This window comes from Legionella sp. PC1000, from assembly GCF_014109805.1.
Classification (GTDB): Bacteria; Pseudomonadota; Gammaproteobacteria; order Legionellales; family Legionellaceae; genus Legionella; species Legionella resiliens.
The window spans coordinates 1,508,844-1,530,922 of the sequence record NZ_CP059400.1 but is presented as its reverse complement, the minus strand read 5'-3'; the positions used below and the strand labels follow the sequence as shown (position 1 = coordinate 1,530,922).

Here is a 22,079-nt window from a genome sequence, read left to right as displayed (position 1 = left end):
AACAAGCTACTATGATTGTATGCAAGAACATCAAACTCGTGTAACATCTTTCATTAAGTTAAATAATAAAAAAAATCATGCGATTAATTTCAATAGTTATCAGTTTTATCAGCAGTATCGTTTTAACTGGTTGTGTCTGGAAGGGAACTACTCCCACGGACCCTTTTGAACCTTTTAACCGAAAAGTATATAAATTTAATACCGCCTTAGACAACGCAATCTTAAGACCCTCCGCAAAAGTATATCGAACCGTCCTTCCTGCACCTGTTCGTAAAAGTGTAAATAATTTTTACAACAATTTAGATCTTATTCCAACCGTAGGAAATGATCTTCTACAAGCAGAGGGAAAGTGGGCAATTCGAGACTCCTGGCGATTCATTATAAACTCCTCTTTAGGTGTGGGCGGCTTATTTGATGTAGCCAAAACTTTTGGCCTACCCCCTCATTCTAATGATTTAGGGCTTACATTAGCCAAATGGGGCGATAAAGATTCCCCCTACCTGGTTCTTCCCTTGTTAGGTCCAAGTACTCTTCGAGATGGAGCAGGATGGTTATTTCAATTTGCATTATACAGCCCATATGTTTACATCAATGAAGATACAGTAGTTTACAGTTTGCTTGCTTTACGTGCAGTAGATTTACGTGCACAACTGTTAGATACTGATCAAATAATGGATGAGGCTTTGGATAAATATGCCTTTATGAGAGATGCCTACCTACAATATCGTAATCATCTTATCAGCGGTGCCCAACCAGATACCGGGGCTTTGTATGTAGATGATAAAAAAGCAGATCAGGAAGCTGCTGTAGAAATGGGTAATGATTATGTAGATGAATAAAATGAAGATAGATTCCTGGTTGCAAGCAACCAGGCTGTCTAACTGTCTCTTCATAACATCTCTGCCCACACCGCGGAGTAGAGTTGGACTGGTTTCCCAGAGCTGCGTATAAATTCAGTTGCAAGCACCCAAGTTTTCTAAACTGTTTCGACTTTCATCCAATAGTAATTATGAAGTTCGTGTTAATTAATAACTTTTTAAATACGGAAAGAAGAGAAAAAAGAGCCCATTATCTCTATAAATTCTTCGCGCTCTTGTTGGCTTTTTCCAAAAAAAATCTCTTTATTGTCCCTTATTTTTTGAAAAAAGCCATACAAAAATTCTTTCTTAATGGGTTCATTGCTTAGTTCAATTTCCTTTTTAAGCTCTACTCTAATAACCTTATAATCCTCATCTAATAAAAGTGAATACTCTTCAAGTATGATTATATCTTTCCCTTTACTCTTATATCCATAATAAAGTTTTTCAAGTATGTTCCAATGGTTAGATAAAAATGACATCACATCGTTGTGTTTCTCAAGATAGGTCAGCATCGGCTTTAAATCACCTTGGGTTAATTTCATGAAGGCTTCAAGGTATAATGCAAAGCGTGTTGTTAGACGATTATTCGCATCTCTATCAAAAATCGGATGGGTCCTTACTAACAAGGATCTGAGTTCTGTAGAAAAGGCTAAGATTAACTCTTTGTCTTGATAGCTTTGTATGTAAGAAAAAAGTTCACTCTGGGGATTAAAACTTCCCTGGATGACGTCTTTGATTAAATACATTTTTTTTAACAAATCTAGAAGTGTCATAAATAGAATCCCAGCGAACGTTTATAAACTATTATGCGTGTATCATTAAACGGTACATTATCGGGTTGAAATGTTGGCGAACGCAAGTAGTTTGGGTCATTTTGCCCCCACAGAAAGAGACTATAAAACAAGCAAGTAAGCCGAATGAAACAAGGTGAAGCTCAGATTTACAAACTAAGAATAGCAAAACTATATGTCTAAAATTTGGGGAGTGAGTTCACGCACACGATTAACAGTGTGCGGTGATTATATTGACCCTACTGAGTCATTGAAGAAGCTGTAAGGTAATTAGGCTCGGCATATCTTCTCAAGACAACGTAAAAAATCACCCGCGATATCGAGTTGTGTTTCTGCTTCTATTTCTCGCAGACACGTTGGGCTTGTCACATTAATTTCTGTTAAATAATCACCAATCACATCAATGCCAACAAAATATAAACCTTTAGCTTTAAGGGTAGGCGCTATTTGCTCGCAAATCCATCGGTCTCTTTCTGTAATAGGTACCACTTCACCTCGCGCACCTGCCGCCAAATTTCCTCGCAAGTCCCCTTCCGCAGGAATACGTGCCAATGCATAAGGAACAGGTTCTCCGTTAATTAATAAAATACGTTTATCACCCAATTGTTTTATTTCATGAATGTACTTTTGAGCAATAATGGTTTGCGTCTGATTTTTAGTTAAAACTTCTAAAATAACCGCCAAATTTTTCCCTTGTTCCTCAACAAGAAATACAGAATTTCCTCCCATTCCTTCCATAGGCTTAAAAATAACTTGTTTATGCTCTTCCCAAAAAGATTTTAATTGCTTCATATTTCGCGAAACAAGTGTTGCTGGACAACACTGAGGAAAAGTTAAAGTAAAAAATTTCTCATTTGCATCCCGTAAACTTTGTGGTTTATTCGCTACAAGAACTCCTTCACGTTCTGCGAGCTCCAGAAAATATGTAGTATAAATATACTCTGTATTAAAAGGAGGATCCTTACGCATCAAAATGACGTCAAATTCGCCTAAGGGTTTTTCAGATAAGCCTTTAATTGTCGCCCAATCCTTACTTTGCACATCGCCTATGCTTAAATCATAAACGTGTGCAAAAGCGCGCCCTTCCCTGCAGAATAAATCTTCTTGAGTAAAAACAACACAAGACCAACCCAGCTCTTGTGCTCTCTTGATCATAGCCAGAGTGGTATCTTTATAGGGTTTCAATTGGTGTAACGGATCCAGCAGTACAGCAAGCTTCATTATTCACCTCCAATAGCTGCAACTTCCCTTGCTGCAGCAAGTGCAGCCAATCGAGCAATTACCCCATAAACATAAAAACGATTGGATTCATCTAATTCAGTTAAATCATCACAAGGCATATTACACGCCTGTGCAAAAGCTAAAGGTTCAAAGTGCATACCTGGCGCATTCAGATTTTCATCAATACCCCGCTCTTGATGGACCCTATAAAATCCACCGACTACAAATTGGCCAATCATATAAACTACAGGCTCGGCAACAGCACCGTTTGGCATTGTTTCAAAAGTATATACACCCTCTTGGATAATGACTCTGTCTACTTTACGACCGCCTTTACTGGCTGACATTTTAGTGCGTTGTTTTCTATTTAATTGGCGAACTTCTTCAGCCTCATGCACCATCATCACACTCATGCCATAAGTGCCATTATCTGCTTTAATAACAACAAATGGCTTCTCTTTAATTCCATATGTCGCATATTTATCGTTCATTAAAGTGAGAATTTTCTCTACTTCGATTGCTAACCTATCTATACCCTCTTGAGCCATAAAATCCAAACCCTCTAGGGCACTAAAATAAGGATTGATTAACCAGGAGTCCATACCTACTAACTCGGAAAATTCTGTAGCAATCTCATCATAAAAATTAAAATGATTTGATTTTAATCGCGAAAACCAACCTAACTGTGCTGTAGGCCTTATTTTTTGCTGTATTCCTTGCAAAATCTCAGGAACGCCTTGGGATAGGTCATTATTCAGCATGAGAAAACATGGGTTAAAGTTAGCCAGACCTACTCGATCTCCCTGTCGTTGTATGGGCTCTAACAAGAGCACTTCTCCACTGTCAAGAACGACTTCTGTAGGTTCTTTAAGCTCAGGATCTAAACTGCCGATACGAACTACAAATCCAGCTCTTATAAAAATAGTTCGTAGTACATTAAGACTTTTTAAATAAAACTTATTGCGGGTATGACTTTCAGGAATCAGTAAAATTCTGGTGCAATCAGGAACATAATCGATTAATACTGATTGTGCTGCTTGAATACATAATGGAAGAAACTCAGGGTTCAAATTATTAAAACCAGCTGGAAATAGATTAGTATCTACAGGCGCCAGTTTAAATCCAGCATGCCGCAAATCAACTGATGAAGTTAATGGCGGAGGAGTTTCTTTCCATTGGTGTCTAAACCAAGCTTCAATTGCTGCTATTTGATTTAAAACAATTTTTTCCACATGAAACAATGGTCCAGAATGTGCTGTAGTCAAATGAGGAACAGGGATTTCATGAACATTCATGATTACTCTCTTTTTATTTTTTTCGATGATGTTACCGAGGTTAACACAGAAATAAAAGATCTTATTGATTTTCTGTTATTATATAGCAAGTTAGATTTTTGTGCTCAATATAATCTTTTAATTGCATGATATTGCTAACGGAATAAGTTTTGTTCGACTTAAATGTCCAACAAACATTGATTCGAGTTTTCGAAGAAGTCCATTAACAAACTAAAGGAATCTTATTCATGATCAACGAGCTAGTGCAACAATTTTCCACGCAAATACAAACTTTTTTATATATCATGATGCTCATCAATGGTATTTTACATTTGATTTTTGCTGGCGCTGTCGCCCATGATGCTGGAAACATGAATCGAATGGGCCAAAAACCAGTTTTGGTTTCTGCAGCGACCTGGGCATTTGCAACGTTAATAGGTGGTGTGATCACGGCAACAATTTATTGGTTGCTGCATCACTCCACACTTACAAGACCGACTATAAGAGAGGTTCGCTATGACCAAACCTAATATTAAAACCATCGATGTGCATCAACTAAAAGAAATGATGGCGAATAATCCCAATCTTTGTTTAATTGACGTCCGTGAATTGGAAGAGTGGCAAGAGTTTCATATATCTGGAGCACTCCACATTCCTAAAGACATCATTGCATCGTCGATTGCAGCGACAATCCCCAATAAAGATCAACCCATTTATTTGCATTGCAAAGGTGGAGTGCGATCTTTGTTTGCTGCACAATCCTTAATGGATTTAGGGTATCAAGAAGTTTATTCGGTTGATGGTGGTATTATCGATTGGGCAATGTCGGGTTACCCTATAGAGCAGCAGAAAACATCCGAACTCCAATTATAATGTGACCTAGGCACAGCAAGCAGAATTCGGATGTTTGAAACAAATAACCCAAATCCTGCTTTGCTGTATCCAGACTACAAAATTTCGTAGCCTCATTATGGTGGTGTACTGATCACTACCTGCTCTACATCAATCTCAGATGGGGTTGAGGGAATCGTTTTATCTGCAAATAGACCTATGCGGTTCTTTGCTTTTTTATCTGAGTCTTTCAACTGTTTTTCTTGAGTCTGTTCAATCTGTTCCAACGTGAAATTTGCCACTTTTTTAACCAAGTCCTTCAGCACTTTTTCTACCTTATAATTCTTAATTTTTTGACTTGAGAAGGACTGTTTACTTAAATCCAGGTACCCTTTACTAGGATCTGAATCTATATATACATGGGAATGCATAAATTTACTTAGAGCTTCATACATATCGAGCAAATCTTTGGAGTCGGGGAAATTTTCCAGGGTAAGATTGAGTGAAGTTGTTAATGCATTATATAAAGTACTGTTCTCAGGAGATAGGAAAAATGCAGTTACAGTTCCTTGATAACTATCAAAAATTTGCTCACGAACATAAAAAGCGGCTGCATTGAGTATCCTTGTCTTTTCTGGGTTACCGGATTTATCAAGACAATTAAGTACTGCAAGTAAATACCTACACTGGATTGCTCGATCAGGATGTTTAATAGAAAGAGTCCTTAATGCTTTTGGTAAATTTTTTGCATCCAGTTTATGACTTTTTAATTCAGTTGCTATACTCTCCCTGATATACTTCGATAATGTATCATAGTCAACATACTGAAAACCCATTTCTGCTCTCCTTAAACTCCATGAATCGGGATTAGTAAAATTTACTCCAACGGGAAGTTTAAACTAATTCATAAAGCCAGTCATGCATTTTCTTTTTACTGCTTAATTAATTTTTAATCTTTAAAGTCAATAACATACAGTAATATTTCTAAGCATATCCTCGATTGATGGAATACCTTTTTTCTGTTTCAGGCAATACGGAAAAACTTAGGAAATTGGGGATAGACCTTTAAATTTTACCTATTTTGATTGCTTTTTACTCCCCTGTTGATTAATTTACACTTTTGTCCTGCAGGATGAGTTATGAAAAAATACATCTACTTTATTTTTCTTTTTCTAAGCTGCCTAAATACCTATGCGCAAATCAATCAACCCAAATTGGTTGTTCAACTGGTCATTGATCAATTACGCGGCGATTTAATCCAACAGCATCAGCAGCAATTTGGTCATGGAGGATTTAATTATTTATTAAGTCATGCCATTGATTATCATAATACCCATCATCTTCATGCTAATACAACAACGTGCGCAGGGCATGCGACTGTAGCAACAGGAAGTTTTCCAGCCTTACATGGTATCGTAAATAATGAGTGGTATGACCGAAAATCCCAACAACTGGTCTATTGCATGGAAGATTTAAAAACCAATATATTAAATACACCTCATACACGTATTATCACTCCAGGACGTTCTCCTAAGAACTTATATACTTCAACCTTAAGCGATGAAGTCATTCTCTCCCAAAAAGGGCGTGCCTATGGGGTATCCTTAAAAGATCGTTCAGCAATAACTCTTGCAGGTCATGCAGGCAAAGCTTTTTGGTTTGATACAACCAATGGTGGTTTTATCACCAGCACTTATTACTATACGCAATACCCTCAATGGGTTAAGAAGTGGAACGAGAACTATCAGCCGCAAAACTATGATTGGATACTTGGCCGAGCCAAAGCAGAATATCAAAATGCCAATTCACCTGTTTTCCATCATGAAGATGAGCTTTTTGGTCAAAGTTTTCCACACCATGTAACACAAGCGCCAAGCCCTGAGTTTTTTAAATCTTTGTCTAGAACTCCCAAGGCCGACCAATTAACTGCAGATTTCGCAGAACATCTTTTAACCGAAGAACGATTAGGACAATCTGCCGGTAAAACCGATTATTTGGGTATAAGTTTCTCGGGAGTTGATGCGATAGGCCATCAATTTGGTCCTAATAGTCTTGAGTCCGAAGACAATTTATTGGAATTGGATAAAACTTTAGCACATCTTTTTACAGTCATTGATAAACAAGTGGGTCTAAAAAATACCCTTATTGTTCTTACTGCAGATCATGGCGTAAATGATGGGCCAACCTATCTCAAGGCGCATCATATGAATGAAATTAATCCCATTGATATCCTTAAAATGGAGCACTACATTCGTACTGTATTAAAGGAACAATATGCACTTCCAGAGCAAACTCTAATGTCGATTACACCGCCTTACATCTATCTCAATCATCAAGTCATAAATCAGCATAAGTTGAAACTTAATGAAGTAAAGAATTATCTTGCCCATGTTTTAACCCGGCAACCCGGAATATTCAAAGCGTATGCATTACCCATTACTGATATAGAAAAAGACTGGCTTAGTGCTAAGGTCGACAAAATGTATTATCCGGATCGGTCTGGGGATATTTATCTGATTCAACCCCCCAATCAATCCTATGGTAATAAAAGTATCGATCGCGTTGCCCATGGAAGTCCTTGGCAATATGACAGTTATGTCCCTCTTCTTTTCGTCCACCCGGATTTTAAAGCACAACGCATTTTTCGACCGACTTACACTCCAGATATTGCCCCCACTTTATCCGCTGTTCTTATGATAAAAAATCCATCTGCGGCTGTGGGTCAACCTTTGCAAGAAGTAGTACAGGCTTTTAATTAAAAATGCCTTTATCGAGAGACATTTAATCTGACTTGTCTCTTGAGCACAGCTCGTCTATGTCCCGTGGCTTGTCGGCGGGATATCAGACTAGAGCTGGATTGATCTTTCAACGAAGTGTATGAGATTCCGCTTTATGGAAATAATATAGAATATAACCATTGTTTGCCTATCAGATCAGCTAAACTTATATTAAAAGAAATGAGTGTGTTTTATTACTCTAAAAACCAGTGGTTTTGCATGTAAAGCCTAATATAAAGATTGAATTTAACACAAAAAAGCTTTAGTATTTGCACGAAATTTCTAACGATATCATCATGAATAAGCAAGCGATAATTATTGGGATTTCTGGCCCTTCTGCATCAGGAAAAAGTCTTTTAGCGAATACCATTGTTAATGAGCTTGGCTCAGAACAAGTAGTGGTTATTTCTGAAGATGCTTACTATAAAGATAATGGCCATTTGCCTTTCCCTGAAAGAGAAAAAATTAACTACGATCACCCCGATTCTTTTGATCATTCTTTGCTTTGCGAACATTTACGTCAATTAAGGGATGGAAGACCTGTCGAAATTCCAATTTATTCCCACTCCAAACACATGCGCCTGCCTGAAACCAGAACAATTGGCCAACATGCCATTATTATTCTTGAAGGCATTTTACTCTTTAGCGATAAAGAATTACGGGAAATAATGGATATTCGAATTTTTATGTCCACTCCTTTAGACGTATGTTTAACCCGACGTTTAAAAAGAGATGTGGTTGAACGGCATAGAACTTTTGAATCGGTAGTACATCAATATGAAACAACAGTACGTCCTATGTACTTGCAGTTTATTGAACCATCCAGTCGCTACGCTGACATCATTGTTCCTCGCGGAGGAGAAAACAGGATTGCTATTGAAATGATTCAAGCCAAGATGCGTGAATTGTTAGCGTCACACACTAATTAATTTGAGGAGAGAATGGTGGGATTTTTAGCAGGTAAAAAGGCACTCATTATTGGTCTGGCCAGCAATAGATCGATTGCTTATGGTATTGCCAAAGCATTTCATGAGCAAGGAGCTGAATTAGCATTTACTTATCAAAATGAACGGCTGAAAGAGCGTGTGGAAACAATGGCAGCAGAATTCAATTCATCACTGACTTTTCCCTGCGACGTAGCCTATGATGAAGAAATCAATGCTCTTTTTTCTAATCTTCGCACGCATTGGGATCATTTGGATATCTTAATCCATTCTGTTGCTTATGCCCCAGCCGATCAAATCAGTGGCGATTTCGTAGAGTCCTGTACTCGTGAAGGTTTTAAAATCGCTCATGACATCAGTGCGTACAGTCTAATCGGTTTAGCACAAGCTGCTTTACCCATGATGGAAGGTACCGAAGGTTCTCTTTTAACGTTAACATACTACGGAGCTGAGAAAGCCGTACCCAACTATAATGTTATGGGCGTTGCCAAAGCCAGCCTTGAGGCCTCTGTACGTTATTTAGCATCAAGCCTAGGCTCTAAAGGTATCCGTATTAATGCCATATCTGCAGGTCCCATCAAAACGCTTGCTGCTGCAGGAATTAAAGATTTCCGTAAAATCCAAAGTGCTTATGCCAACATTACCCCGCTCCATAGAAATGTTACTATTGAAGAAGTCGGTAATACTGCGGCATTTCTATGTTCTAATCTCGCTTCGGGTATTACTGGTGAAGTAGTCCATGTAGATGCTGGCTACCATGCGGTATCTACTATGGGCGAACTTACTTAACTCACTGGAGTCTGTTAATCTGACTATCGTCACTTTTTTATTTAAATTTCTCCACGTACCGCGCTTTATGTGCGGTATCGAGAACGATAGTTTAAGATACCACTGAGCTCTTCTAATGCAAGATCCCGGGTACTGCGCATAAAGCCTGGGAGGTCCTCACAAAATTTAACCAGAAACCTTCTATTTTTTCGCCTACGTACTGCGCTTTATGCGCAGTATCCAGAACGATACTTTTCTATACTTTTTGAGTGCTGTTGCCAAGGCAAAATCTCATGGATACCGCGCATAAAGCGCGGTACGTAGGGAATTATATAAAATACGTAGGGAATTATATAAATACATAGTGAGTTATATAAAATACGCAGGGAGTTATCTAAGAATAGGAGCAAATATTCCGAACTCTTATACTGAACATATTACGCTGCAGAAGAAACCTTCACTATTTTTCGCCTACGTACTGCGCTTTATGCGCAGTATCCAGAACGATACTTTTCTATACTTTTGAGTGCTGCTGCCAAAGCAAAATCTCATGGATACCGCGCATAAAGCGGGTACGTAGGAACAGTTTACTCTGTACCATTTTCATTTTAACTATTTCATATTTATAAGCTATTCTTTATAAACGCCCCCTAAAAAAGATCCATCATGCAGCAAATCAGCAGACTGATTCTATTTCTTTGGACTTTCGTTAGTATGAGCTCAATCGCATCAGCAGCTTCCTTTTCTTTAGACAATTTAGTTAAAGTAACACCAAAAAATGATACTCAATGCATACAGTACTACCTCTATAAAGGTGTTCTTTATTGTGATACAACAAAAACTGATACGCAGACTGTAGATCCTGAAATAAAGAACTATGAACAATTAAACATTGTATTTGATGATCGCCCTTGGCAAATGGCGTGGGGAAATAAAAATTCAATTGGGACAACAATTGAATACATTCCTGCAGGCGATAATATTAATGATTGGAATGAATTAGTTACAAGTCAGTTTTTCCCCGGATTGCAGAAAAAAATGACTCTGAAACAATTCGCAAATACCATGGTTGAAAATGTAAAATCTTTAGGGTACCAGCCTATTGTGAATTACCATGAAGATACGGAAGACAGGGTAATACTTGAAATGAGGATAGAAAAACCTCAAAATCAGGTTCAAGATGAGCTGGAAATGTTTCTCAAAGATGATCAAGGCATCTATCTTTTGCACTATGTGACTAAGAAAGCCGATATGGGAAATGAGCATAGAGAACAATGGCTGCACAATTTAAGAAATAGCAGGAAATTAAAATCTGCTCCAAATAAGAATAATATGCAATGATTAAGGATTTGGGGTATTAGGTTTAGGAGCATCAATTTCGAAAGATGTATCATCTGCCCCTAAATTATTTTCTTGGCCTGAGATTTGTGCTGGTAGTCTTACTGGAGCACCAACTGAAGTGTTACGAAGAACCTCCATTTCACGTTGAGTATCGTTTGCATCATGAGTCATTTTCTCAATCTTTCTCAATTCTTCTTCAGTATCAATTGGATCAAAATCAAGATCAGATTTGATATCTACCTTTGGTGCTTCTTTTTCTGCATTTGCTTTAATCTGATCCCATTTATTAACCTTACCCATAATATTCTCGAAAAAAATTTACCTAAGAATATTATAGCCCATAATGCCTATGTCATGGTAGATTAAGAGAAATTGATTACTCAATTTCTCCTGTATTTTTATATACTGTATCCAGCGCCTTTAAAGACTCCAGTAAAGGCTTCATTTTAGCCAAAGGCCAGCTGTTTGGACCATCACTCAAGGCGTTATCCGGATCAGGGTGGGTTTCCATAAATAAACCCGAAATGCCTGCAGCGACTGCAGCCCGCGCAAGAACAGGAACAAATTCGCGTTGCCCTCCAGAGACACCGTTATTTCCTCCAGGCAATTGTACGGAATGCGTCGCGTCATAAACCACAGGGCATCCAGTTTCACGCATAATGGCTAAAGAACGCATGTCTGAAACCAAATTATTATACCCAAAACTCACACCGCGCTCACACGCCATAATCTGCTCATTCCCACATGCTTTTGCCTTGGCAATCACATGCTTCATTTCCCACGGAGCGAGAAATTGCCCTTTTTTGATATTAACCGGTTTATTCATTGATGCAACTTTCTGAATAAAATTGGTCTGTCTGCATAAAAAGGCCGGGGTTTGTAACACATCAACCACACTGGATACCTCCAACAAGGGTGTGTCTTCATGAACATCAGTTAAAACAGGAACGCCTACCTGATTTTTTACCTTTTCCAAAATGGACAATCCTTTTTCAAAACCAGGGCCTCTATAACTGGACATAGAAGATCGGTTTGCTTTATCAAACGAGGATTTATAGATAAAAGGAATCTGCAATTGACTGCATATTTCTTTTAAATAACCTGCTGTTTCCAAAGCCAGTTCTTCACTCTCAATGACACAAGGTCCTGCAATTAAAAATAAAGGTTTATCTAAACCTACTTCAAATCCACATAATTTCATTCTTGATTTTTTCCTTGATGTTTCGCACGAGCAGCAAGTACGAACTGTTTAAACAATGGATGGCTTGCTCTTGGAGTCGATGTAAATTCTGGATGAAATTGGCAGGCCAGAAACCAGGGATGATCCGATAACTCGACCATTTCAACTAAAGAATTATCTGCTGAGCGTCCAGAGATAATTAATCCATGCTCCACCAGGCTTTCAACATATTTATTATTAACTTCATAGCGATGACGATGACGCTCAACAATTTGTGGCTTTTCATAGACCTTACGTGCTAGCGTACCTTCTTCCAATTGACACATTTGCGCGCCCAAGCGCATTGTACCGCCTAAATCACCCTGTTCATCACGAAGCTGTTTTGAGCCATCTGCATCCATCCACTCATTAATTAATCCAAGTACAGGATATGGGGTATCTTTATTAAATTCAGTGGAGTTCGCTTCTTTTAAACCCGCAACATTCCTGGCAAATTCAATGACTGCTGTTTGCATTCCCAAACAAATACCCAGGAAAGGAACTTTATGCTCTCGAACATATTGGATTGCTTTAATCTTGCCTTCAACACCACGCTCCCCAAAACCACCTGGAACAAGAATGGCATCGATACCTTCCAGAAGCGAAGCGCCGTGTTTTTCAATTAACTCAGCATCCAAATAAACAATTTCAACTTTAGTTTGAGTATGAAGTCCGGCATGCAGCAAAGCCTCATTAATGGATTTATATGCATCATTCAATTCAATATATTTGCCTACCATGGCAATTTTTACAGTCATGGTTTGAACGGCCCGCATTGCCACCACGCGATCCCATTCACTTAAATCGGCAGGTTTTACCTCGAGACCCAATTTTTTCACAACAATGTCATCGAGTCCGTGCTCATGTAATACTCTTGGAATTTGATAAATACTTGGCGCATCTTCAAGCGGAATAACCCCTTCTTTCTCCACATTGGTAAACAATGCAATTTTAGCGCGATCAGACATAGGCAACGCTTTTTCCGAGCGGCAAATCAAAATATCAGGTTGGATACCTATAGAGCGTAATTCTTTCACTGAGTGTTGCGTTGGCTTTGTTTTTGTCTCACCCGAAGTAGCAATATAAGGCACTAATGTCAAATGGATAAATAAGGTTCTTTGTGAGCCTAGTTCAATGCGCATTTGGCGAATTGCTTCAAGAAACGGTAATGATTCGATGTCCCCTACAGTCCCGCCAATTTCAACCATTGCCACATCGAAACCATCGGCACCTAATTTGATGCATCGTTTGATCTCATTAGTAATATGGGGGATTACCTGAACTGTGCCCCCTAAATAATCACCTCTTCTTTCTTTTTTAATGACATTTTCATAAATTTTTCCTGAGGTAAAATTATTACGCTTTGTCATCGTTGTATTTACAAAACGCTCGTAATGTCCCAAATCCAGATCCGTTTCGGCACCATCATTGGTCACAAAAACCTCACCATGCTGGAATGGGCTCATAGTCCCGGGATCAACGTTAATATAGGGATCAAGCTTAATCAATGTTACTTTAAGACCACGCGCCTCAAGAACTGCAGCAAGCGACGCAGCTGCAATACCCTTTCCTAAGGAAGATACCACTCCACCTGTAATAAAAATAAAATTTGTCATAATTGACCTTGTATCCTGCTAATTAAGTACTGTTCATAGAAAAATAGAAAATCGGTTATATTGTAGCCTGAGTTAATTAGAGCGGCCCCTAGGGTTCTCTAAAACCCGGGTTAAGGTTTCGCCTAACCCAGGCTACAATAGCTGGGAATTACATCAAATCAGGATATCGAACCTAATTTATCGCCAATAAATGTCCCAGTTTCTCTTTTTTAGTTTTTAAATATCTGTGACTTTCCTTAGTAGGTTCTATTTCTAAAGGCACTCTTTCCATAACCTTTATTCCATAACGATCCACAGCAGCAATTTTTGAAGGGTTATTAGTTAATAACCTTATTGCATCAATACCAAAATATTTGAGCATTTGATAAGCAATAGCATAATTTCTACTGTCAACAGGAAGACCTAGTTGATGATTCGCATCAACAGTATCCCAACCTTGCTCCTGCAAGGCATAAGCTTTTAGCTTATTCGCCAGGCCAATTCCTCGTCCTTCCTGGCGTAAATAAATTAAAACACCACCTTCAGCAGCAATCAGTGCCAAAGATTTTTCCAATTGGTGACCGCAATCGCATTTACAAGAACCAAAAATATCACCTGTAATACATTCCGAATGAATACGCACCAAAGGCACTCGATTCGCAAATAGAGGCGGCTTTACCAAAGCAAAATGTTCTGCATCATCCAGTTCGTTTGCAAATACGGTCATATTAAAGTCACCTTTATTTTGCAAAGGAATACGTGTAGACGCAGCAGCGCTGACTAACACTTCATGGCGAATTCGATATTCTATCAAATCTTTAATCGTAACCAGAGGAATATTATGTTTCTTGGAAAATGAAACTAATTCATCACGGCGGCTCATGGTACCATCATCGTTAATAATTTCACAAATCACCGCAGCCGGAGTTAAGCCAGCAAGCCTTGCCAAGTCAACACTACCTTCTGTTTGACCTTGTCGTTCCAAAACGCCTTTTTTTCTAGCGCGTAAGGGAAAAACATGCCCTGGGGAAATGATATCAGCTGGACCGCTCTCTGGATTAATTGCGACTTTAATTGTTTGAGCCCTATCTTTAGCTGAAATCCCCGTTGAGACACCTTCTGCTGCCTCTATGGATACAGTAAATGCTGTGCCATAAGGTGATTTATTATTTTGCGCCATCATTGGCAATTGTAATTTATCAATCAATTCATCAGCCATAGACAAGCAGATTAATCCACAACCATGACGAGACATAAAATTAATTGATTCTGGCGTTGCATAATCTGCAGCCACGACCAGATCTCCTTCATTTTCCCTATCTTCATCATCCATTAAAATAACCATTTTACCGGCTTTGAGTGTTTCCACTGCCTGTTCTACTGTAGCTAATGAATACTTCATAACGCGACCTCATTTGATCCAGTGTTCATTTAATCCTCCTGCCAATCCAGACATGCTATCATATTGTCACCCATAGCATGCCAAGAAATAGTATGCGCTCGGTCAAATATCCCACTCTGCTGGTATGCTGAAATTGCATCGTGCTCCAAAATACTTGGAACGATATATAAATAAGTTCGATGAACTAACTTTTCCTGGTGCAGCGCACCAAAAAGAGCGCCTCCGGCTTCAACCCAAACATCATGATACCCCAACTCCCCCAGATGGCCGATCACAGCACCTAAATCCATTGCTCCATTTTTCATGGGCATTAAATACAAAGTACTATTGGGATAAGAAGCTTCCTGCTCATTACAATGATATATATGACAATGAGCTGCTGTTGAAAAAATCAGGGATTGTTGATTAAGACCCAACTGTCTATCAATAATTGCAACTGGTTTTGCTTGTTCTTTCTGGCCTAAACGCACATTCATCTTAGGATTATCCAGTTGTATTGTTCTAGCCGTAGTAAGAATTACATCCGTTGCAGCACGCATTTGATGTGTAAATTCCCCGCATTGGGTATTTGACAAAATAACACGTTCCCCTACTGCGCGGCCAATTTTACCATTCAATGTTTGTGCTATTTTTACCGTTACCCTTGGCATTTTGGTGGAAGTCCAGTGGGAGTAACTTTTATAAAATTCTGTAATTTCATCGACAGGATAATACGTTACCTTTATGCCATGGGCACGTAATTTATCTGAAGAATTATTTTTAGCAACGACAGGATTGGGATCTAAATAAGCAAAAACAACCTCTTCCACTCCATGATTAATAATTACATCGACACATGGCGGCGTTCTTCCCCAATGATTACAGGGTTCGAGCGAAATATATAGAGTAACCCCTGGCATTTTAGGAGGAATCTGTGTTAACAATAATTGTTCTGCATGCGGGGTCCCTGCACCTCTATGGCATGCCTGTGCTATAATAGTTCCATTTTGCACAGCAACAGCGCCAACGCAGGGATTTGGGGCGCAATGGCCTTGTCCAAGTCGGGCCTGTTCAAGTGCTGCGAGCAAAAACTTTTTGTGCATTGTTTAGTACCTTTCTAAGATGCATGGTAACTGCTCACGCGCTAAATAGACGTCTTCCCAAGGACAAGCCTCCGGATAACGAGAAGAGATGAGTCGTTACGATGCGTGAATGATAACAAATTATTCAATTTTTGAGTAGCCTAATGATTAAATTGAAAATTAAGAAAAACATCTGTTGGATACTGTTAGCAACCTTTCTTGTTCACCCCGCTTTCTCTGCGGGGCTTTCCCCCTATTCAACGAGTGAGCTGGAACAATTAGAAAAAGAATTCGTACAACAAATTAATCAGTCGGAAAGTGTGGAACGAAGCCCGTTGGCAAGCCAATACATTAATCGTATTGGGAAAAATCTTGCTCATGCGGGTCGTATTAAACCACCTGATTTCTTTATAGTGAAATCAAATGAAATCAACGCCTTTGCAGGTCCTGGTGGACATATAGGGATTAATTCACAGCTTATTTTAACCACAAGCAGTGAAAGTGAACTTGCGGGAGTCATGGCCCATGAGATCGCGCATGTGCGTTTGCATCATCTCTACAGGATGATTGAACATCAAAAACAAATGCGTATTCCTATGCTTGCCACCATACTGGCCTCTGCAGCTTTAGGTGTAATCAATCCCACGGTTGGAATGGCGGGAATGATGGGCGCCATGACAGGATTTTCCCAAGATAACATCAATTTTACCCGTTCTAAAGAAAAAGAAGCGGATAGAATTGGAATCGATATGCTGATTAAAGCGGGATATAACCCTCAAGGTATGGCCGCTTTTTTTAAAAAAATGCAGGAAAACTCTCGTTATTATTACACTGCAAATGTACCTGCCATTCTACGCACTCACCCTCTTGATGGGGATAGAATCGCTGAATCAGAAAATCGAACCGCACAATTTTCGCACAAAAAATACATAGACTCTCCCGAATATCCATTGGTTAAAGAATTAATCCGCACTTCAGTCATCCGCGATCCTAAAATGTTACTTGATTATTATGCGTATCAATGTAACAAAAAAACGCCTGCTTATGCTTGCCAATATGGTCATGCCCTTGCCTTAATCAATAATAATGATTATGCAAAAGCAGCTGCAATTTTAACGCCTTTATTGGTACAAAATAACAATCTGTATTTTCAAATTGCTATGGCACAAACTGAAACAGGATTGTCCCAACATAAAGCAGCACTCTCCCGATTGGAAGAAATACAAAAAAATTACCCGGACAACTATGCGGCACTTATGGCATACGCCCAAGGTTTATTGGCTGCAAATCAGCATGAAAAAGCAACAAGCATCCTGCTTAAAGGCAGCAGGAAATACAAACAGGATCTTGTTTTATGCCGTGAGTTAGCTCGAGCCCAAGCGCAATCACATCAAAAAGGCTACGCCTATTTTACCCAGGCTCAGTGCTTACTTCTTGAAGGACAAAAAAGAGCAGCAGTAGCTCAACTTAAAGTAGCCCGTAGTCTTGCAAAAAATGATTCTTATTTATTAGCGAGGATTTCTGCAAAAATTGATGAAATTGTAAATTAAAAGTAGCCTGGGTGCGCGTAGCGGAACCCGGTTTTGGTCCTACAGACCTTCACCCAGGCTACATATACTGGCCTAATCTCGAAAATTCTCATACTGCAGTGGCAATTTGATATCTGATTTTTTTAAAAGCGCAATTGTTTCTTGCAAATCATCACGTTTTTTACCGGTAACCCGAATTTTATCACCCTGAATAGAAGCTTGAACTTTAACTTTGGAGTCTTTAATACATTTCACGATGTCTTTAGCTGTAGGCTGATCTATTCCCTGTTTAAACGTCATATTCAAGGAATAAAATTTTCCACTATGCACTGGTTCATCTTCTATATCCACTCCAGAAGCATCAAGATTACGTTTACTGCAGTGATTACGGAATAAATCCTCTAGTTGTCTGACCTGAAAGTCGGATTCAGCCCGTAATGTCACGGTCAAATCTTTAAGTTCTATACTTGACTCTACTCCTCGAAAATCAAAGCGAGTACCCATCTCACGCAAAGCGTTATCCACAGCATTACGTAATTCAACCATATTTGTTTCAGAGACAATATCAAAAGAAGGCATAAGTGACTCGTTCAAGTTAAAAATGTAATTTAACAAAAAACAGAATGTTGCACCATATTTGCAAATATCAATTTCGCGAATGTTGCATATTTGTGTAAAGAGTGTTATCAAATTAATTGGTTCAAAAATATTCTATTTAGCTACCAACCGTACAATAACGTTAGGTTATTCTATCTCAAGGAGTGAGAAGTATGGCAAAGGAAAAAAGGGAGTATTACACCTCATATCAGTCTCAACAGCATCAATCTCGTTTTTGGGTCCATTCAGAATCCTGTTATACTGAGGAAGAATTAGAACAAAGAACTTGGATTCTTAAAACACGCAGTAATTCAGGAATTCATCCAGATTATTTATCGAACCCAAGCTCCTGGTTCGCTGATGACTCCCAGGCCTTAATCAATGTTTATGAACATTCCTGGTTTTACTCTAATGCATTCAGGACCCGTCACGTTTTAACCCGAGATGACTTCCACGTTCAACCTATTGATAGCCAGCGCCTCCAATGGACTGCTTTATATGACTTAATGCAAAGAACCGGAGATTATTTATTATTAAGGAATCAGGCGTTACCTCAAACTCATTTAAATCAACCTATGAATTTTTTCTTATTGGATCTGAATCATATTTTGAAAGGAATAAGTCAAAATTCAAATATCAGACAAACAAGAGACCAATTGGAGCATGTCACTCGCTACGTGCGTACTATTGAAAAAAACATTTCCCCCTTTGCAGGCTCAGATCGACTCTTTTTAGCTAATTTCCGCAGCACAATTGATGATGAAATCCACCCACAGTTAACGCATAGGATTGAATCTCAATTGTTAAGAGATCGCCTTGGTGAATTATCCAAAACCATTGAGCAATTATCTACTGAACGCAACAGAATACTCCATTTTGCTCTGAATACGAATCAAGTTAATCCTCACCCTTATACTTTTGCAATCGATAAGCCGGCAGATTTAAAAGCCTATCCCACTCAAGCTGTAAAAGAATGCGGGAAAAGTTCAACTGCTGTCGTAGAAAGACCTATATCTATTTTGCAGTTAACGGGTAAAGAGCTTAAAGATTGTCCCAATTTCCAGTTAATCAACATGCAAGATAAAGTGTTAGATCATTATGCCAAAGCGATAACTGATTTAAATGAGCTCGACCAATTTCAAAAAGTCATTACGCAAACAATGGACCTCTTGGGACAAGCAGGTGAAGTGTATACGGTTTTTCAATTTAAGGAGCAACTATCTTTATTATTGAGACAAATTGAACATTTTATTGATGAATCATCCTTTCATATAGAAGAAATTATTCATGCAAATACGCTTGCTTATCACAAAGCGATTCACGAAGAACAAAATTTATCGCTTCTAAAAAAATGGTTAACATCTGAGCAAGAAAAATTAAACACATTCATAGAAAATCAAGATACTTTGGCACAATTTCCATCAACAAAAACCGATCTTGCAAAAACCAATCAAGCATTAAAACAGCAAGTCAATTATGTTATTGGCCATTTAAGTGGTCATAAAGTAAAAAGCACTGACTTTGCAACACTTGCTGGACAAGCTCAGGAGTTAAATGAACTGATGGATTCAATGCATCGTTGGATCACATTCCAATACAAACTCAAGGGTCTGCAACCACCACAAGAACCGGAAAAACTGGGATTGTTGCCGACACGAACATCGCAGTCAAAATCCCATCACCATTCCCAATTACGTCCATCATTCTTCGAATCGAGCTCAAAAACCTCTGCATTTGATGATTGTGTTCAACCCAACTGGACTTATGAAACGTCAGTATGTCCTCCTGTCCCTCCAGTGCCGCCCCAAGCTATAGCCGCCTGCAGCGAGCAGGATATGGCTGTATGCCAAGCTCAGGAATATGAAACACCTCCCGCCGCTTTTTATCTTGGCTTAATTGTCTTAATTCCTATCGGACTCCTTGCATTTTATCTGTTGTATCAAACACTCAATAAATCCGAATCCAAAGTGAAAGTTCTAGGAAATAAACATGAATATGAGGGAATAAAAACTGAATTAGATGATTTTATTGTAACAATTCAAAGAGATAAACGCATGCATGATTCGGAGATAAAGTGTCTCTTCGAAGAGTACATCGAAAAATACGACGAGTTAAACAAACGAGCGCAAAAGGAAATTTATGATATAGAAGAATTAACAGAACTATATGAAGACATAAAATGCTTTTATGATGATTACTGTCCTAAATCAGCCAAAGCAACCTCTCTTACTTGTTAGGTAAAACGCTCTAATAGACATGAGATAAAAGCAAAATGCCTTGGTTCTGAAAATCCAATACTCTACGTTCCGCGCTTTATGTGCGGAATCCAGCTCCTGTCTTCATATACTATCGATCTGGATGCCGTGCATAAGCACTGCAAGTAGGGAAAAAGATATGTACTAGGTAAACGCATTGTAAACAACTATAATTAGGTTATTTAGCATATCAATTTAATTTCTTCTCGTATAATTTTCCTATAACGAGAAGGATAAACTACGGCAGTAACTAGTTGTGAGAGCATTTAAAAATAATTTTCAATCCTTATTAAGATTAGCTATTCCACTAATTCTCACCGGATTATTGCAATCTTCTGTTTACTTTTTTATAACTATATTCTTAGCTCATGTTAGCCAAGATGCATTAGCAGCAGGCTCACTGGTTGCCTGGCTATTTGGGACGTTTAACATCATTGTTATCGGTATATTAAATGCAATTAATGTCTTGGTAGCTCATCGACATGGTGCTCAAGATAGACATGGAATTTCTTTAGTGTTTCGAGATGGATTTTGGTTAGCCTGTATCTTGACCATTCCTGCATGTTTTTTCTTTTGGCATATTTCTCCCCTGCTCTTATATCTCGGCCAAAACCAAGCTTTAGTGAAACTGACTGAATCCTATTTGCATGCACTTACATGGGGATTATTCGCGAATTTTATTACTGTGGTACTCATGGAGTTTGTTATTGGACTTGGCAAAACTCGGCTTGCCCTGTTCTTTAGTGCATTAAATGTCTCTTTAAATATTTTGTTTAGTTTTGCTCTAATTTTTGGAAAATTTGGCTTGCCAGCCATGGGGGTTTCAGGTGCAGGTTGGGGTACAACTATAGGTTTGTGGGTTACCGTATTATTTTTCTCTTGGTATATTTTTACAAATAAAAACTATAAACCCTATACTCGCCTGCTCTTTACCTACGTCAAACCATTCTATTTGATTGAGCTACTCAAAATTGGGACTCCTTTAGGAATGATGTATTGTGTTGAAATTGGCTTTTTCTTTGTTTTGATTTTAATTATGGGTTCACTGGGTAATCAATTGTTGGCAGCTAATCAAATCACATTACAATATTTATGTATTTTGACGTCTATTATTTTTTCAATAGCCCAGGCAATCACTGTACGCATGGGGCATTTACTGGGGGAAGGGGATGTAATTAGCGCAAAACATGTAGGTTATATCGGTACTTTTACCTCTGTATTTTTTATGTTTAGTGCCGCACTTATTTATTGGTTTTTTCCTAAATTACTTATCGCTATTGATTTTGATATTCATGATCCTGGTAACCAGGAAATGTTACATTTTGCAATCCAACTTCTGGCAGTTAGTGCCGTATTTCAAATATTCGAATCAGCCCGTATCTCGCTATTTGGCGCTTTACGTGCGTTAAAAGATACACGTTATACCTTAATCATTTCAATGATTGGCTTTTGGGGAATTGCGTTACCTATAGGTTACTTGTTTGCAATTCCTCTGCAATGGGGAGGCATTGGCCTCTGGTGGGGTATGTCATTAGGTGCAGTCATCAGTGTTTTATTGCTCTATTGGCGGTTTAATTTTAAAATGCAGCATTATCAACCAGAAATTGGATAAAT

General features: G+C 38.6%; 20 protein-coding genes. 10 read left to right on the top strand and 10 right to left on the bottom strand.

From position 1 onward, the window contains the following. Positions 1-77 precede the first annotated feature (77 nt). Complete coding sequence (locus FOLKNPGA_RS06725; RefSeq protein WP_182352286.1) at positions 78-839, top strand: VacJ family lipoprotein; 762 nt, start codon at positions 78-80, stop codon at positions 837-839. Between the two features lie 197 nt (positions 840-1,036). On the opposite strand, the gene FOLKNPGA_RS06720 is transcribed toward FOLKNPGA_RS06725, so the two are convergent. From FOLKNPGA_RS06720 to gshA, 3 genes are all read right to left on the bottom strand, one after another. Beyond that, positions 1,037-1,633: a hypothetical protein gene (locus tag FOLKNPGA_RS06720; protein WP_182352285.1), complete on the bottom strand. Its 597-nt coding sequence runs from the start codon at positions 1,631-1,633 to the stop codon at positions 1,037-1,039. Between the two features lie 288 nt (positions 1,634-1,921). Further along, positions 1,922-2,872 (bottom strand): glutathione synthase, encoded by a 951-nt coding sequence (gene gshB / locus FOLKNPGA_RS06715; protein ID WP_182352283.1) that lies wholly within the window; start codon positions 2,870-2,872, stop codon positions 1,922-1,924. Next, the gene (gene gshA / locus FOLKNPGA_RS06710) at positions 2,872-4,167 is read right to left on the bottom strand and encodes a glutamate--cysteine ligase (protein WP_182352281.1); all 1,296 of its coding nucleotides are present in this window, start codon (positions 4,165-4,167) and stop codon (positions 2,872-2,874) included. The genes gshB and gshA overlap by 1 nt, the downstream gene beginning before the upstream one ends. Positions 4,168-4,394: 227 nt before the next feature. On the opposite strand from gshA, the gene FOLKNPGA_RS06705 reads away from it, so the two are divergent. Together FOLKNPGA_RS06705 and FOLKNPGA_RS06700 are read left to right on the top strand one after the other, a co-directional pair. Beyond that, positions 4,395-4,676 carry a hypothetical protein gene (locus tag FOLKNPGA_RS06705; RefSeq protein WP_182352279.1) on the top strand — a complete coding sequence of 94 codons (282 nt, stop codon included), beginning with the start codon at positions 4,395-4,397 and terminating at the stop codon, positions 4,674-4,676. Further along, positions 4,663-5,019 carry a rhodanese-like domain-containing protein gene (locus FOLKNPGA_RS06700; protein ID WP_182352278.1) on the top strand — a complete coding sequence of 119 codons (357 nt, stop codon included), beginning with the start codon at positions 4,663-4,665 and terminating at the stop codon, positions 5,017-5,019. The genes FOLKNPGA_RS06705 and FOLKNPGA_RS06700 overlap by 14 nt, the downstream gene beginning before the upstream one ends. A gap of 95 nt (positions 5,020-5,114) precedes the next feature. Here FOLKNPGA_RS06700 and FOLKNPGA_RS06695 read toward each other — a convergent pair whose 3' ends face one another. After that, positions 5,115-5,813 (bottom strand): hypothetical protein, encoded by a 699-nt coding sequence (locus FOLKNPGA_RS06695; protein WP_182352277.1) that lies wholly within the window; start codon positions 5,811-5,813, stop codon positions 5,115-5,117. A gap of 303 nt (positions 5,814-6,116) precedes the next feature. Here FOLKNPGA_RS06695 and FOLKNPGA_RS06690 point away from each other — a divergent pair, with 303 nt between their 5' ends. The 4 genes from FOLKNPGA_RS06690 to FOLKNPGA_RS06675 all read left to right on the top strand — a co-directional run bounded on the left by FOLKNPGA_RS06690 (position 6,117) and on the right by FOLKNPGA_RS06675 (position 10,807). Further along, positions 6,117-7,736: an alkaline phosphatase family protein gene (locus FOLKNPGA_RS06690; protein ID WP_182352275.1), complete on the top strand. Its 1,620-nt coding sequence runs from the start codon at positions 6,117-6,119 to the stop codon at positions 7,734-7,736. 314 nt (positions 7,737-8,050) lie between these two features. After that, positions 8,051-8,683, top strand: a complete 633-nt coding sequence (gene udk, locus FOLKNPGA_RS06685; RefSeq protein ID WP_182352273.1) for a uridine kinase — start codon at positions 8,051-8,053, stop codon at positions 8,681-8,683. Between the two features lie 12 nt (positions 8,684-8,695). Further along, the gene (locus tag FOLKNPGA_RS06680; protein WP_255666631.1) at positions 8,696-9,487 is read left to right on the top strand and encodes an enoyl-ACP reductase; all 792 of its coding nucleotides are present in this window, start codon (positions 8,696-8,698) and stop codon (positions 9,485-9,487) included. 693 nt (positions 9,488-10,180) lie between these two features. Then, positions 10,181-10,807 (top strand): hypothetical protein, encoded by a 627-nt coding sequence (locus tag FOLKNPGA_RS06675; RefSeq protein WP_232890795.1) that lies wholly within the window; start codon positions 10,181-10,183, stop codon positions 10,805-10,807. Here FOLKNPGA_RS06675 and FOLKNPGA_RS06670 read toward each other — a convergent pair whose 3' ends face one another. The 5 genes from FOLKNPGA_RS06670 to ribD form a co-directional block, all read right to left on the bottom strand. After that, positions 10,808-11,107: a hypothetical protein gene (locus FOLKNPGA_RS06670; protein WP_255466064.1), complete on the bottom strand. Its 300-nt coding sequence runs from the start codon at positions 11,105-11,107 to the stop codon at positions 10,808-10,810. 76 nt (positions 11,108-11,183) lie between these two features. Beyond that, positions 11,184-12,008: a 3-deoxy-8-phosphooctulonate synthase gene (gene kdsA / locus FOLKNPGA_RS06665; RefSeq protein WP_182352270.1), complete on the bottom strand. Its 825-nt coding sequence runs from the start codon at positions 12,006-12,008 to the stop codon at positions 11,184-11,186. Then, the gene (locus FOLKNPGA_RS06660; RefSeq protein WP_182352268.1) at positions 12,005-13,642 is read right to left on the bottom strand and encodes a CTP synthase; all 1,638 of its coding nucleotides are present in this window, start codon (positions 13,640-13,642) and stop codon (positions 12,005-12,007) included. The genes kdsA and FOLKNPGA_RS06660 overlap by 4 nt, the downstream gene beginning before the upstream one ends. 172 nt (positions 13,643-13,814) lie before the next feature. After that, on the bottom strand, positions 13,815-15,023 hold the full coding sequence (gene ribB / locus FOLKNPGA_RS06655; protein WP_182352267.1) for a 3,4-dihydroxy-2-butanone-4-phosphate synthase: 1,209 nt from the start codon (positions 15,021-15,023) through the stop codon (positions 13,815-13,817). A gap of 29 nt (positions 15,024-15,052) precedes the next feature. Next, the gene (ribD, locus tag FOLKNPGA_RS06650; RefSeq protein WP_182352266.1) at positions 15,053-16,105 is read right to left on the bottom strand and encodes a bifunctional diaminohydroxyphosphoribosylaminopyrimidine deaminase/5-amino-6-(5-phosphoribosylamino)uracil reductase RibD; all 1,053 of its coding nucleotides are present in this window, start codon (positions 16,103-16,105) and stop codon (positions 15,053-15,055) included. Positions 16,106-16,248: 143 nt separating this feature from the next. Between ribD and FOLKNPGA_RS06645 the strand changes: the two genes are divergently transcribed. After that, positions 16,249-17,634 (top strand): M48 family metalloprotease, encoded by a 1,386-nt coding sequence (locus tag FOLKNPGA_RS06645; protein WP_182352264.1) that lies wholly within the window; start codon positions 16,249-16,251, stop codon positions 17,632-17,634. A gap of 72 nt (positions 17,635-17,706) precedes the next feature. Here FOLKNPGA_RS06645 and FOLKNPGA_RS06640 read toward each other — a convergent pair whose 3' ends face one another. Further along, positions 17,707-18,192, bottom strand: coding sequence for a YajQ family cyclic di-GMP-binding protein (locus FOLKNPGA_RS06640; protein WP_182352262.1), 486 nt, complete (start codon positions 18,190-18,192; stop codon positions 17,707-17,709). A gap of 191 nt (positions 18,193-18,383) precedes the next feature. On the opposite strand from FOLKNPGA_RS06640, the gene FOLKNPGA_RS06635 reads away from it, so the two are divergent. Then, complete coding sequence (locus tag FOLKNPGA_RS06635) at positions 18,384-20,447, top strand: hypothetical protein (RefSeq protein WP_255666630.1); 2,064 nt, start codon at positions 18,384-18,386, stop codon at positions 20,445-20,447. A gap of 274 nt (positions 20,448-20,721) precedes the next feature. After that, a complete protein-coding gene (locus FOLKNPGA_RS06630; protein WP_182352261.1) occupies positions 20,722-22,077 on the top strand; it encodes an MATE family efflux transporter in 1,356 nt (451 codons plus the stop codon). The last annotated feature ends 2 nt before the right edge of the window (positions 22,078-22,079 follow it).